Source organism: Rhizobium mesosinicum (genome assembly GCF_019511345.1).
GTDB lineage: Bacteria > Pseudomonadota > Alphaproteobacteria > Rhizobiales > Rhizobiaceae > Rhizobium > Rhizobium mesosinicum.
Genome location: NZ_JAEUAK010000002.1, coordinates 1 through 13,849, shown reverse-complemented (window position 1 = coordinate 13,849; position 13,849 = coordinate 1). Strand labels below are relative to the sequence as shown.

Annotated in this window: 14 protein-coding genes; 9 read left to right on the top strand and 5 right to left on the bottom strand. The window is 60.5% G+C overall.

The window, feature by feature from the left end:
* Window positions 1-16: 16 nt before the first annotated feature.
* The 4 genes from moaB to JNB85_RS04015 form a co-directional block, all read right to left on the bottom strand.
* Window positions 17-568, bottom strand: coding sequence for a molybdenum cofactor biosynthesis protein B (moaB, locus tag JNB85_RS04030; protein ID WP_220333125.1), 552 nt, complete (start codon window positions 566-568; stop codon window positions 17-19).
* Window positions 568-1,461 (bottom strand): 4-(cytidine 5'-diphospho)-2-C-methyl-D-erythritol kinase, encoded by an 894-nt coding sequence (locus tag JNB85_RS04025; protein WP_220333124.1) that lies wholly within the window; start codon window positions 1,459-1,461, stop codon window positions 568-570. Before JNB85_RS04025 ends, moaB begins: the two co-directional genes overlap by 1 nt.
* Before the next feature lie 6 nt (window positions 1,462-1,467).
* Complete coding sequence (locus tag JNB85_RS04020) at window positions 1,468-3,300, bottom strand: tetratricopeptide repeat protein (protein ID WP_220333123.1); 1,833 nt, start codon at window positions 3,298-3,300, stop codon at window positions 1,468-1,470.
* A gap of 227 nt (window positions 3,301-3,527) precedes the next feature.
* A complete protein-coding gene (locus JNB85_RS04015; RefSeq protein WP_220333122.1) occupies window positions 3,528-4,544 on the bottom strand; it encodes a polyprenyl synthetase family protein in 1,017 nt (338 codons plus the stop codon).
* Window positions 4,545-4,653: 109 nt separating this feature from the next.
* On the opposite strand from JNB85_RS04015, the gene JNB85_RS04010 reads away from it, so the two are divergent.
* Together JNB85_RS04010 and JNB85_RS04005 are read left to right on the top strand one after the other, a co-directional pair.
* On the top strand, window positions 4,654-4,881 hold the full coding sequence (locus JNB85_RS04010) for a putative signal transducing protein (RefSeq protein WP_220333121.1): 228 nt from the start codon (window positions 4,654-4,656) through the stop codon (window positions 4,879-4,881).
* Window positions 4,882-4,885: 4 nt separating this feature from the next.
* The gene (locus JNB85_RS04005) at window positions 4,886-5,662 is read left to right on the top strand and encodes a tRNA1(Val) (adenine(37)-N6)-methyltransferase (RefSeq protein WP_220333120.1); all 777 of its coding nucleotides are present in this window, start codon (window positions 4,886-4,888) and stop codon (window positions 5,660-5,662) included.
* 80 nt (window positions 5,663-5,742) lie between these two features.
* Here the strand turns inward: JNB85_RS04005 and JNB85_RS04000 are convergent, their stop codons facing one another.
* Window positions 5,743-7,086 carry an Nramp family divalent metal transporter gene (locus JNB85_RS04000; protein WP_220333119.1) on the bottom strand — a complete coding sequence of 448 codons (1,344 nt, stop codon included), beginning with the start codon at window positions 7,084-7,086 and terminating at the stop codon, window positions 5,743-5,745.
* 191 nt (window positions 7,087-7,277) lie between these two features.
* Between JNB85_RS04000 and JNB85_RS03995 the strand changes: the two genes are divergently transcribed.
* The 7 genes from JNB85_RS03995 to JNB85_RS03965 all read left to right on the top strand — a co-directional run.
* Complete coding sequence (locus JNB85_RS03995; RefSeq protein WP_220333118.1) at window positions 7,278-8,138, top strand: S49 family peptidase; 861 nt, start codon at window positions 7,278-7,280, stop codon at window positions 8,136-8,138.
* Window positions 8,139-8,156: 18 nt separating this feature from the next.
* The gene (locus JNB85_RS03990; protein WP_220333117.1) at window positions 8,157-8,348 is read left to right on the top strand and encodes a hypothetical protein; all 192 of its coding nucleotides are present in this window, start codon (window positions 8,157-8,159) and stop codon (window positions 8,346-8,348) included.
* Window positions 8,349-8,459: 111 nt separating this feature from the next.
* Window positions 8,460-9,419, top strand: coding sequence for a glycine--tRNA ligase subunit alpha (locus JNB85_RS03985; protein ID WP_220333116.1), 960 nt, complete (start codon window positions 8,460-8,462; stop codon window positions 9,417-9,419).
* A complete protein-coding gene (locus JNB85_RS03980) occupies window positions 9,416-9,967 on the top strand; it encodes a P-loop nucleotide/nucleoside kinase family protein (protein ID WP_220333115.1) in 552 nt (183 codons plus the stop codon). Before JNB85_RS03985 ends, JNB85_RS03980 begins: the two co-directional genes overlap by 4 nt.
* A 61-nt stretch (window positions 9,968-10,028) precedes the next feature.
* Window positions 10,029-10,580, top strand: coding sequence for a LemA family protein (locus JNB85_RS03975; RefSeq protein ID WP_220333114.1), 552 nt, complete (start codon window positions 10,029-10,031; stop codon window positions 10,578-10,580).
* A gap of 83 nt (window positions 10,581-10,663) precedes the next feature.
* The gene (locus tag JNB85_RS03970; RefSeq protein ID WP_220333113.1) at window positions 10,664-11,935 is read left to right on the top strand and encodes a 3-phosphoshikimate 1-carboxyvinyltransferase; all 1,272 of its coding nucleotides are present in this window, start codon (window positions 10,664-10,666) and stop codon (window positions 11,933-11,935) included.
* 36 nt (window positions 11,936-11,971) lie between these two features.
* Window positions 11,972-13,849, top strand: a 1,878-nt coding sequence (locus JNB85_RS03965; protein ID WP_220333112.1) for a DUF2207 domain-containing protein, incomplete at its 3' end; no start/stop codon positions are given.

Sequence of the window (13,849 nt, the reverse complement as noted above, 5' to 3'; positions counted from 1 at the left end):
CGCTGTCGCAGTCGGTCTATTTCGTCGCGTCGCGCTTGAGGTGCTCGTCGAGCCGCGGCATGATCTCCACGAAGTTGCAAGGCATCTGCCGGTAGTCGAGCTGCGCCTTCAAGATGCCGTCCCAGGCATCCTTGCAGGCGCCGGGCGAGCCTGGCAGCACGAAGATGAAGGTAGCGTTGGCAACACCTGCCGTGGCGCGCGACTGGATCGTCGAGGTGCCGATCTTGTCGTAGGAAATCCGGTGGAACACGGCTGAAAACCCGTCCATCCTTTTTTCGAAGAGCGGTTCCAGCGCGTCGGGCGTGACGTCGCGGCCGGTAAAGCCGGTACCGCCCGTGGTGATGACGACGTCGATCTCCTTGGCTTCCGTCCAGGCGCGCACGCGTGCGGTGATCGTCTCGCGGTCGTCAGGCACGATGTCGCGGTCGATCAGCTGATGTCCGGCTTCGGCAATCCGTGCCGCCAGCGTATCGCCGGATTTGTCATCGGCCAGCGTACGCGTATCCGAGACGGTCAGAACCGCAATGCCGAGCGGAATAAAAGCTCGTTTTTCGTCCAGGCCTGCCATCATGCACCTCCTGCGAAAGTCTCGGTCGACTGGAAATACCAGTCCGGGCGGGCCGCGTGAAGACGCTCAGCGGCGCGCAGCGCAGCAACGGGTGTCTCGAAAATGCCGAAGCAGGTCGCGCCAGAGCCGGACATGCGGGTGAAAAGCGCGCCTTCTGCCGCAAGCATGTTTGAAATCTCTGCGATTTCGGGAACCAGCTCCCGCGCCGGCATCTCAAGATCATTGCGTGTGGTCCGTATGGCTTCCATCCAGTGCGGCGTCTTCTTCAAGACCAGCGGAGGATTATTCTTGGTGACAAGCCGCCGGAAGATCTCGGGCGTGGAAACGCCTTTCAGCGGATTGGCGAGCACCATGGCGAAGGAGGGCAGGGTATCGGCCGTCTCTATCTTTTCGCCGATGCCGCGTGCGATCAGCGGCGTGCTTTTCAGGCACATCGGCACGTCGGCCCCAAGCTTCAGTGCGAGGCCGGCAACGGTCTCAGAGGGAAGCGTCACGCCCCACAGGCGCAGCAGCCCGCGCAGCGTTGCTGCCGCATCGGCAGAGCCGCCGCCGATTCCGGAAGCGACCGGCAGATTCTTTTCCAGATGGATGCGCACGGGCGGAGCACCACCTGCCGCTTCCCGCAGCAGGTCACGTGCCTTCAGCACCAGATTGGTGCCGGGGTCTTCGGCAAGCACATCGGCGAACTGGCCGGAAAGCGTAAAATCATCGGCATCGGCAGGCGCAAAGCCCAGACGGTCGCCGTGTCGCGCAAACGTCACCAGCATTTCAAGAAGGTGGTAGCCGTCAGCCCTCTGGCCCGTCACATGCAGGGCCAGATTGATTTTTGCGCAGGCATCTTCGGCAACGGCAAAATCGTCTGTCACGGAAGTTGGCATGCCCATGTCAGGCATGCGGCCTCAGGATTTCTTGTCGACCGGCGGCGGCGTCACCGGCTGCGGGTCCGGCTGCTTCTTGTCGACGGTCTTGGAGTCGTCATCCTGTGCAGGCAGGCCGTTGGCGACCTTTTCCTTTATCTTTGGAATCTGGGCTTCCTCGGGCTCGGAGGCGAGCGCCCTGTTCCACTGATAGACGGCTTCCAGCTTGCGGCCCACACGCCAGTAGGCATCGCCGAGATGGTCGTTGATCGTCGCGTCGCCAGCCTTGATCTGCGCGGCGCGTTCCAGCTCATCGACAGCATCGCTGTAACGGTTGAGGCGGAAATAGGCCCAGCCGAGCGAGTCAATGATGTAGCCGTCATCGGGACGCAGCTCGACGGCCTTCTTGATCATCTCAAGGCCTTCATCGAGGTTGCGGTTCATGTCGATCCAGGAATAGCCGAGATAATTCAGAACCTGCGGCTGGTTCGGATTGAGGTCGAGCGCCTTGCGGAAGTTCGGCTCCGCCTGGTCCCACTTCTTCAGCCGCTCATAGGCGATGCCGCGCTGGAAGAAGACGCTCCAGTCTGCGCGGCCCGGCAGCGGCCCGATCACTTCGACGGCCTTGTCGTAATTGTCGGCCATCGCCTGATAGTCCTTGGCGTCGGAAAGCACGCTGCCATAGGCGAGATAGCTCCTGACATCCTTCGGGTCGGACGTGATCAGCGCCTGCAGGTGCTTGCGGGCTTCGTCCACCTTGCCGCCCTGGGCGAGTGCCAGGCCGAGCTGCAGTTCGGAGATGCGGCGCATCGGCGAATTCGCCGGCACCTTCTGGTAAAGCGCAATTGCGCGGTCCATCTGGTTCTGCTTTTCGGCAATGCCGCCGAGCAGTACCAGCGTGTCGGCACTGTTCGGATCGAGCGCCTTGGCTGTCTGCAGATAGAGCGAGACGATGTCCTCGGCGCCGTCGCGGTTCAGCGCGCCGCCGACCGAGAAGAGTACCCCGGCCGCGCCCTCTTCGGCGCTCTTGACCTGCTGTTCCTGCTTCTCGCCCTTTTCGATGCTGTCGCGCAACGCGTTCAGCGGGGCATAGTTCGGCAGCAGGTTGTCACCGACCGAAACAGCGTCAAGCGCCTTCTGCTTATTTCCCTGCGAGGCTTCGAGGCGGGCAAGCGCCATGATGGCGCGCATGAACGTGTCGGGGGCAGTCGCGCCGCCTTCCTTGTCGAGCACAGCATCATTGAGATGCTGGCGGGCAGATTTGACGTCGCCGTTGACGATCGCGATCGCACCGGCATTGTAGTTCTTGAAGATGCGGACCCAATCCGGTCCCTTCATCTTCTCGACCATGGTGAGCCCTTCCCTGCCGCGGCCAGCACCCACTCGCGCCCAGGCCAGCAGAAGGTCGTTCATCATGCGGTCGAGATCGTTCGGACCATCATATTTCAGGATCGATTCTGCCGTCTTGAACTCGCCGCGGCGCATCGCATCCATGCCGCGCACGATCGTGGTAATCCGCTCGACGGTCGGATCGCCCTTCAGGTCGTTGGCATATTTCACGCCGTCTCTGATATCGCCATTGAGGAGCAGCGAGATCATCAGGCGCTGGCGGATTTCCGGATTGCCCGGCTCGATTTGCAAGGCTTTCTTGTAAAGTTCGATCGCCGTCGGATAATCGTGATCCACATCGGCCGTGCGGGCAGCAAGGAAAGCGCCGGAGAAGGTCGAAACACTATCCGGATCAAAGGTCACGGCCTTGCTGGCGTCATCTGCCTTGGCCGCATCTTCGGCGTTCACACCGCCAATTCCGCCGAGCGAAAGGACCGCCGCCAGGGCTGCGCTCGAAAGGAGACGGGTGACAAATCTCTGCCGCATTAGAAAACCTTTCTTCAGGGACGGCCGGAACAACGCGCCGACCGCAAAATCAGTTGCAAACACTGATTCACAACAGGATGGCTTTTTTGAAGCGGCCCTGCAAGAAATTCAGCCCTCGTCTATGACGTTTGATTAAGCATGCGCGCAAAAGTGCGCAACGGTTTGCGGTAACGACATGCGTCAAACAAACTTAAAGGGTGCACACGAATCCCTGATATCGCGACACCCTAATTCACGCGTTCGATGCAGAAGTCGATGACCTCCATCAGGGCCGATTTCCAGGCGCTCTCGGGCAGCGGCGCGAGCGCATCCCGTGCGATCGTGCCGTAGTGAACCGCCCGCTGAATCGTGTCGTTCAGCGTGCCGTATTTGGTAATCAAGCCGAGCGCCTTTTCCAGATTGGCATCGCTGCTGTTCCCGCCTTCGATCGCATCACGCCAGAAGGCACGCTCTTCCTGCGTGCCGCGGCGGTAGGCGAGGATGATCGGCAGCGTGATCTTGCCCTCGCGGAAATCGTCGCCCACATTTTTTCCGAGATCGGCAGCCTTGCCGCCATAATCCAGTGCATCGTCGACGAGCTGGAAAGCAAGGCCGAGGTTCATGCCGTAGGATTTCAGTGCGTTGCGGCCGGATTTTCCGGTTTCCGCAACGATCGGCCCGACTTCTGCTGCCGCGGCAAAAAGTGCTGCCGTCTTGGCGCGGATGACAGAGAGGTAATCGTCCTCGGTGGTTTCCATGTTCTTTGCGACCGAGAGCTGCAGCACCTCGCCTTCTGCGATGACGCAGGCTGCGGAGGAAAGCACATCGAGCGCTTCGAGCGAGCCGACTTCGACCATCATGCGGAAGGCCTGACCGAGCAGGAAATCGCCGACGAGCACGCTTGCCTGATTGCCCCAGATCGTGCGGGCGGTCGACTTGCCTCGGCGGAGGTCGCTTTCGTCTACCACGTCGTCATGCAAAAGCGTTGCCGTGTGCATGAACTCGACTGATGTGGCGAGCTTGATGTGATTCTCGCCCCGATAGCCAAAGAGCGATGCTGCCGCGAGCGTCAGCATCGGCCGCAGGCGCTTGCCGCCGGATGAGATGAGATGGTTCGCCACCTCCGGGATCATCTGGACATCGGAGCCGGCCTTGGAAAGGATAAGCTGGTTCACCCGCTCCATATCCGCCTTGGTGAGGTCCACCAGCGGCTTGATGGAAGCCAGTTTGTTTTTGTTTTCTTCAAGCGGTATGACCACGCCCAACGACCCGGACTCCTGTTCATTCATTGCCTTTGACAATAGAAAGGGGCGATGGAAGCGGCAAGGGGTGAATTGTCGCTGCCAGCAAATTCGAAAAGGAAAATGACGGCAAATGCATGAGCTTATCCGCGCAAACGATCCCGTTCTGCTCTCATTTGCAGAGAGCCTTATGAAGGATGCGGGAATTCCGTGCTTCATCGCCGATCAGGGTATGAGCGTGCTGGAGGGTTCGCTCGGCATGCTGCCGCGTCGCCTGTTGGTCGATGAGGCGATGGCCGATCTAGCCCGCCGCATCCTCACCGATGCGGGTCTCGGCGGCGAATTGCGCGAGCGGAAGTGAAAAGATGACGCAAGCGGTGACTGACACGATAGACGCCTTTCATCGCGGCCTTTTCCATATTGTCCAGCCGAAGGGCAGGGGGCACCGCGCAGGCATGGACGCCATGCTGCTAGCCGCCCTTGTTGCCGATGATCGCCCAATAAAGGTTGCCGATCTCGGTGCTGGTGCAGGTGCGGCGGGTCTTGCCGTCGCGTCCCGTCTTCCGAAGGCTGAGGTCGTGCTATTCGAGCGCTCGGCAGAGATGGCAAACTATGCCCGCCGAAGTGTCGATCTGCCTGACAATGCCCATATGGCGGACCGCGTCTCGGTCATCGAAGCCGATGTCACGTTGACAGCCAGGGCGCGCAATGATGCGGGTCTCATCGACGAGAGCTTTGATCACGTTATTATGAACCCGCCGTTCAACGATGCCGGCGATCGCAGGACGCCCGATGCGCTGAAGGCCGAAGCTCATGCCATGACGGACGGCCTGTTCGAAAGCTGGGTTCGCACAGCCGGCGCCATCATGATCCCGGGCGGTCAATTATCTTTGATCGCAAGGCCGCAATCGATCGCCGAGATCATTGATGCCTGCGGCAAGCGCTTCGGCGGAATTGAGATCACTGCCATTCATCCGCGTGAAGGAGAAAACGCCGTCCGCATCCTGATGACGGCGATCAAGGGCTCACGGGCACGGCTTTCGCTGCGTGCTCCCCTCTTCATGCATGAAGAGGGGAGCCACAAGTTCTCCCCTCTCGTTGATGATTTCAACAATGGCCGCGCGGCTTATGGCAGGCTCTGAAGCTATTCCACGAGAACTGTGCAGCGGTTTCCGTTTTGAATGGCGTAAAGAACCAGTTCAGGAATTGCCCGAGAACAGGTTTAGCCTCCGCTCACGAAGTCGAGGAGCAGCTTGACGTTCAGACCGGCGATCACGACAGCGATCACGTAGGCGACGGCGCTGAGCCATTTCGGGGCGACGAGTTCCCCCATCTTCGCCTTGCTGGCCGTGAACATGACGAGCGGAAAGACGGCGAAGGAAAGCTGCAGGCTGAGCACCACTTGGGTCAGGATCAGCAGTTCTGCCGTGCCCTGATTGCCATACCAGATCGTCACGAAAGCCGCGGGAACGATCGCGATGGCACGAGTGATCAGGCGTCGCACCCACGGCTTCAGCCGGATTTTCAGGAAGCCTTCCATGACGATCTGCCCGGCAAGCGTCGCGGTAACCGTGGAATTCAGGCCGCAGCAGAGCAGCGCAATACCGAAGAGCGTCGGCGCAATCGCAAGGCCCAGCAGCGGCGACAGCAGCGAATGCGCCTCACCGAGTTCCACCACATCCGTCTTGCCGTTGGCATTGAAGGCGGCTGCTGCAAGGATCAGGATCGAGGCGTTGATCAGAAGTGCGAAGCAGAGCGCCACGGTGGAGTCGAGGGTCGCAAAGGTCAGCGCTTCCTTCTTCTCCGGCACGCTATGGCCGTAGGAGCGTGTCTGCACGATGCCGGAGTGAAGGTAAAGATTGTGCGGCATCACGGTAGCACCCAGAATACCGAGCGCCAGGTAGAGCATTTCCGGGTTGGTGACGACCTCTGTTGTCGGTAGGAAGCCTCTGATGACGGCGCCCCATTGCGGGTCGGCCAGGAAGATCTGTACCGCAAAGCAGATCGCGATGACGCCGAGCAATGTGATGATGAAGGCCTCCATCCAGCGGAAGCCGAGCCTCTGCAGCAGAAGGATGACGAAGACGTCGAGCGCGGTGATCAGCACGCCGATTTCGAGCGGAATGCCGAAAAGCAGATTGAGGCCGATCGCCGTGCCGATCACCTCGGCAATATCGGTGGCGATGATGGCGATTTCCGCAAAGGCCCAGAGCGGCACTGCGACATAGCTCGGATAGGCATCGCGACAGGCCTGCGCCAGGTCGCGACCGGAGCCGATGGCAAGACGCGCGCAAAGCGATTGCAGCACGATCGCCATGATGTTCGAAAGCAGTGCGACGGTTAGCAGCGCATAGCCGAACTTCGATCCGCCGGCGAGCGAGGTTGCCCAGTTGCCAGGGTCCATGTAGCCGACCGCCACCATGTAGCCGGGGCCGAGGAAGGCTGCCGCGCGCCGCCACGTGGAGCTGTGTCGGCCTGTACCAACCGTACGATAGACGTCGGAGAGTGAAGCTTCCCCGCGCTCGGTCCGCCAGCCGCCCTTTGCCTTCGGATTTATGATGTCCATGCCATTTTCACCTGTTTGTCCATGTTGGTACTATGTCTGATTAGAATGATAATGCAAGTCATTCGCAAAAAGAAAAATGCCGCTTGCCATTTTCGGAACGCAGCCATTGCGTTTGTCGTTCCAGCGCATACATGCAATGCCCTTGTAATGTGCATGTGCATGCTGGCGCCGCCGATGGTGAAGGAAAAGAAATGGCTGGATTTTTGAGAAGGCTGATGCCGAAGCGGTTTCGCGGAGATGGGATCATCATCCCGGTCGTCAGGCTGCAGGGCGCGATCATCAGCGGGGGCGGCCAATTCCGCCCGACCCTCAATCTCGCCAATGTTGCGCCGGTGCTTGAAAAGGCCTTCTCCATGAAGGACACACCGGCCGTTGCCATCTCCATCAATTCGCCGGGCGGCTCGCCCGTCCAGTCCCGCCTTATCTTCACCCGCATCCGCGAGCTTGCGCGTGAAAAGCAGAAGAAGGTTCTGGTCTTCGTGGAGGATGTGGCAGCCTCCGGCGGCTACATGATCGCGCTGGCGGGGGATGAGATCATCGCCGATCCGACCTCCATTGTGGGCTCGATCGGCGTCGTCTCTGGCGGCTTCGGTTTTCCGGAGCTCCTGAAGAAGATCGGTGTCGAGCGTCGCGTCTACACAGCAGGCGAAAACAAGGTGATCCTCGATCCCTTCCAGCCCGAGAAGGAAAAGGACATCGAATATCTGAAGAGCCTGCAGCTGGAGATTCACCAGGTCTTCATCTCCATGGTGCGCGAGCGCCGCGCCGGTAAGCTGACGGATGATGCGACAGTTTTCTCCGGCCTCTTCTGGAGCGGCACGCGCGGCCTGGAACTCGGCCTGATCGACGGGCTCGGCGACATGCGCCAGGAACTGAAGAAACGCTACGGCCAGAAAACGAAGCTGCAGCTTATCACCGCTGCCCGCGGCCTGCTCGGCCGACGTATTCCCGGTGTCGCGCCCGTCTCGCTCGAAGGTGCGGCGTCCGGCCTCGCATCGGGGCTTGTCGAAGCGGCGGAGGAAAGAGCATTGTGGAGCCGCTACGGGCTTTGACGGGAGAGACGAGGGGACATGGCACAGCTTATCACGTTATTGATCCTCGTCTGCGCGGGCTGGTGGCTGTATCGCCGCTTCGTCTCCGACGCGCAGAAGCTTACTGAAAAATCCCGCCGCGCCCAGAAAGAGCGCCAGACGGGAGCGATCGGCACGCTGGTGAAGGATCCGGCAACGGGCGAATATCGCCTCAAGCGGGAAGACGAATAACGCTCGGCGAAGCAGCACCTGGCTTTCGGCGAATACAGTGCAAAAGCCTTGACCCCTGCGGCGCTGCGTGGCACCTGTCGCGCTCATACTTCAAGCAATCGGTGCTCTTCCATGTCCGCGACAATTCCAGACCATATGAACCCCAAGCGCTCTTTCCAGGCGCTGATCCTGACCCTGCATAATTACTGGGCGGACAAGGGTTGTGCGGTCCTCCAGCCCTATGACATGGAAGTCGGCGCCGGCACCTTCCACCCGGCCACTACGTTGCGCGCGCTCGGACCGAAGCCGTGGAAGGCAGCTTATGTTCAGCCCTCCCGCCGTCCCTCCGACGGCCGATACGGCGAAAACCCGAACCGCCTGCAGCACTATTACCAGTATCAGGTCATCCTGAAGCCGAACCCGTCGAACCTGCAGGAGCTGTATCTCGGCTCGCTCGCCGCCATCGGCCTCGATCCGCTGCTGCACGATATCCGCTTCGTCGAGGATGACTGGGAAAGCCCGACGCTCGGCGCCTGGGGCCTCGGTTGGGAATGCTGGTGCGACGGCATGGAAGTCTCGCAATTCACCTATTTCCAGCAGATCTGCGGCATCGAATGTTCGCCGGTCGCCGGCGAGCTGACCTATGGTCTGGAGCGCCTTGCCATGTATGTCCAGGGCGTCGACAATGTCTACGACCTGAACTTCAACGGCCGCGAAGGCGACGAGAAAATCAGTTATGGCGATGTCTTCCTGCAGGCCGAGCAGGAATATTCCCGCCACAACTTCGAATTCGCCAATACCGAGATGCTGCATCGCCATTTCATCGATGCCGAGAAGGAATGCCAGGCACTGCTCGCCGCCGGCGCTCCCGGCGACAATGCCAACCGGCGCCTGCACAAATGCGTCTTCCCGGCCTATGACCAGTGCATCAAGGCCAGCCACGTCTTCAACCTGCTCGACGCCCGCGGCGTGATCTCCGTCACCGAGCGCCAGAGTTATATCCTGCGTGTACGCACTCTGGCGAAGGCCTGTGGCGAAGCCTTCCTGCTGACGGATGCTGGTGGCGTCAACTTGTCGAAAGAGGCCGCGTGACGCAAAAGCCTGCGAGCCGTATAGTTCATATCAATGGCTGGCCAGGCACTGGGAAGCTGACTATCGGCCGCTTGCTGGCGAAAAGGCTCGGCGCGCGGCTCATCGACAATCACATGCTGCTTAATCCGGCCGAAGCTCTTTTCGCCCGCAGCAACCCCCTGCATGCATCACTGCGTGAGCAGATCCGGCGAGCGGTTTTCGATCATGCCGTGCGCGCCGATCCGGCTGAAAGCTTTGTCTTTACCGATGCTCTTGCGGAGGATGAGCATGATAGTGCGATGTTCTCCTGGTATCTCGATCTCGCTGCCGCTAGGGGCGCGGATCTGATCGCGATTCTCCTCGATTGCGCGCCGGAGGAGAATGCCAGGCGCCTCATCTCTCCCGGCCGATCCGAGGCGCTCAAGCTGACGGATACGGCGATGCTGCAGCGGCTGCGGGCAAACTACACACTGCTGCGTGGGCTGGCTGAACGCACCATCGAAATCGATACGACAAGCCTTTCACCGGAGCAGACGACTGCCAGAATCCTGGCCGATATCGGCGTTTGACGGCAGCCAGTAAACCTGAGTAGTCTCCGCGCGTACATTACTTCGTTGCAGAGGATTCGCGATGTATATCGCTCTTGGCGTCATCGTTCTGATCGCACTCTACGTTGTCTTCATCTATAACGGCCTCGTCCGTTCCCGGCAGATGGCCGAGGAAGCCTGGTCCGGCATCGATGTGCAGCTGAAGCGCCGTGCGGATCTGATCCCGAACCTGATCGAGACCGTCAAAGGCTATGCCGCCCATGAAAAGAGCACGCTCGAAGAGGTTGTCGAACTTCGCAACAGAGCGCAGGCGGTTCCCGCTGGCGATGTTGCCGGCAGGGCGCAGGCGGAAGGCCTGCTCGGCCAGGCGCTCGGCCGGGTGATGGCGCTCGCTGAAGCCTATCCCGATCTGAAGGCCAACCAGAATTTCTCCGAACTCCAGGCCTCGCTGGAAACGATGGAAAGCGAAATCCAGATGGCGCGCCGCTATTACAACGGTGCTGCCCGCGATCTGAACGTCAAGGTCGAGAGCTTCCCGTCGAACCTCATCGCCGGCCAGTTCGGTTTTGCCAAGCGCGAATATTTCGAAATCACCAACGAGGCCGATCGCGCCGTACCATCCGTCAAGTTCTGACCTTTGTCTTTGCACAAAAACTGCTATGAGCAGTCCGACGTGGCCGTGCGCGGCCGCTGCAATGGACAGAAGAGACAAGCGCAATGAGTAAAGCCAAGCTCACCATCATCCCGCCGGGCAAGCCGCTCACCGGTCGTGCCGTGGTTCCGGGCTCGAAGTCGATCACAAACCGCGCCCTGCTGCTGGCAGGCCTTGCCAAGGGCACGAGCCGGCTGACCGGCGCGCTGAAGAGCGACGACACGAAATATATGGCCGAGGCGCTCAGGGCCATGGGCGTGCAGATCGACGAGCCTGACGATACGACCTTCGTCGTCACTGGCAGCGGAAAGCTCCATCAGCCGAAAGCCCCACTCTTCCTCGGCAATGCCGGCACGGCGACCCGTTTCTTGACAGCGGCTGTCGCTTCTGTCGAAGGCACTGTCGTTGTCGATGGCGACGAGCACATGCGCAAGCGCCCGATCGGCCCGCTGGTCGCAGCCCTGAAGTCGCTTGGGCTGGATGCCGAGGCGCCGACTGGCTGCCCGCCGGTGACTGTGCGCGGCAATGGACATTTCGCCGCGGGGCGCGTTGAAATCGATGCCGGCCTTTCGAGCCAGTATGTCTCCGCCCTTCTGATGGCAGCACCGCTTGCCAACCCGGGCGCCAACGCACCCGTGACGATCGCGCTTGCCGGTACCGATATCGGCGCCCGCGGTTATGTCGATCTGACCCTCGCCGCCATGGAAGCCTTCGGCGCCAAGGTGGAGCAGCTCGATGCCGCGACCTGGCGCGTCGAGCCGACCGGCTACACCGCAACCGATTTCGTCATCGAGCCGGATGCCTCCGCGGCAACATATCTGTGGGCGGCCGAAGTGCTGAGCGGCGGCAATATCGATCTCGGAGTCGCTAATGAGGCGTTCACCCAGCCCGATGCCAAGGCCTATGAGACGATCGCAAAATTCCCGCACCTGCCGGCTGAGATCGACGGCTCGCAGATGCAGGATGCCATCCCGACGATCGCCGTCCTTGCCGCTTTCAACGAGACGCCGGTGCGTTTTGTCGGCATCGCCAATCTGCGCGTCAAGGAATGTGACCGTATCCGCGCGCTGTCGACGGGCCTGAACAACATCCGCGATGACCTTGCAGTCGAGGACGGCGATGATCTCATCGTCCATTCCGATCCTGCGCTCGCCGGTCAGACCCTGCCGGCCGATATCGACACCTTCGCCGATCACCGCATCGCCATGAGCTTTGCGCTCGCCGGCCTGAAGATCAACGGCATCACCATTCTCGACCCTGACTGCGTCGGCAAAACCTTCCCTGCCTACTGGCGCACGCTTGCGGGACTGGGGGTTGCCTACAAAGACGAAGCCTGAGCTAAGCTGGGGCAAACCGTAACCGGGGGAGGGGACATGATCCGGCGGTTTTTCGGCATTTGTTTCGCATTGCTGCTGCTGTTTGCGGCGCGCGCAGCCATAGGCGAAGAATTCATCGCCTCCTTCGATTCCGCCATTCAGCTGGAAAAGAGCGGGGCGATGACGGTGGCGGAAACGATCACCGTCAACGCCGAAGGCGACCGCATCCGGCGAGGCATCTTCCGTGATTTTCCGCTGACATTCAGGGATGCGAGCGGGCGGCGCCGCAGCGTCGATTTCAGTGTCGTCTCGATCAAGCGTGATGGCCGGGACGAACCCTGGCATACGGAATCCATCACTGGCGGCATCCGTATCTATGCCGGCTCTGAAGACGTGATGGTCTCTCCCGGCCGCCACCAATATGTCTTCACCTACAAAACGAACCGTCAAATCCGTTACTTCGACGATCATGACGAGCTCTATTGGAACGTCACCGGCAACGGATGGATTTTTCCGATCCGCTCGGCAGTAGCGACGGTCACCTTTCCGCCGCGTGTCGTGCCCGAAGATATCACCTTCTTCACTGGCCCAGTTGGTGCCACCGGTAAGAATGCGCGCGCGAGCGTCGACGACGGCCGGCTGGTGGTTGCAACCACCGCCCCTCTCGACGAGGAGGAGGGGCTAACCTTTGCCGCGAAACTGCCGAAAGGTGCGATAAATCCGCCGAACGCCGATCAGGAAAGAAGTTGGTGGTTCAGCGATAACCGCGACTATTTCATTGGTTTCGGCGGCCTCATCCTCGTCTTCCTCTATTATACGCGCTCCTGGCTGAAGGTTGGGCGTGATCCAGCGCGCGAGATTATCGTGCCGCGCTGGGATCCGCCTTCTGATATCTCGCCCGCGCTTGTCAATTACGTCGACAACAGAGGCTTTTCCGGCCAGGGCTGGACCGCACTTTCGGCAACCGCGCTCGACCTTGCGGTGCGCGGCTATGTCACGCTTGAAGATCTCAAGGACTCGATCGTCATCCGTCGTACCGACAAGCCGCTCGGCAAGGAGAAACTTCAGGCAGGCGAGGCCGAGTTCCTGAAGGCGGTCGGGGGCAGCGGCGATACGTTCACCATCGACAAGGCCAATGGCGAAAAAGTCAAATCGGTCGGCCAGAGCTTCCGCTCATCGATCGAGCGGGAACACCGCGGCAAATATTACAATTCCAATGCGGGTTATATCACCGGCGGTGTGATACTAAGCGCCGCCGCCCTGGTAGCACTCTTCGTCTTCGGCTCGCTGGAGCCGGATACGATTGCGCTGATGATCATCCCGATCGGCATTTCCGTCTTCCTGTCTGTCTTCGTTGCAGGTTTTGCGAAGGCGCTGCATCGCGGCCGTTCGCTCGTCGGCAAGATTTTTGCAGTCATCGCCATCGCTATCGCCGTTTTTGTGGGCTTCAGCATTCTCTCCGCCGTTGTGCTGGCGCTCGGCTCTTCGCTGATGGAAATCCACGAAACGCCCATGCTTTTTGCAGTGGGCGGCATCGTGCTCTTCAATATTCTCTATTTCTTGATCATGGGGGCGCCAACGCCGCTTGGCGCCAAGATGACGGCCGGTGTCGATGGCCTGCGGCAATATTTGACGCTCGCCGAAAAAGACCGCATGAACATGGCGGGCGCACCGCAAATGTCGCCGCAGCATTTCGAAACCCTGTTGCCCTATGCCGTGGCGCTCGGTGTCGAAAAGCCTTGGTCGCGCACCTTCGAGACCTGGTTGGCTGCAGCTTCCGCAGGGGCCGCCGCGGCTGCCTATAGTCCTGGCTGGTATTCCGGCAATTTCAACAGCGGCAGTTTTTCCGATCGCATCGGCGGCTTCTCCTCATCGATGGCCTCGACGATTGCCTCCACCATTCCGTCACCGCCGCCCTCCAGTTCGTCCTCGGGT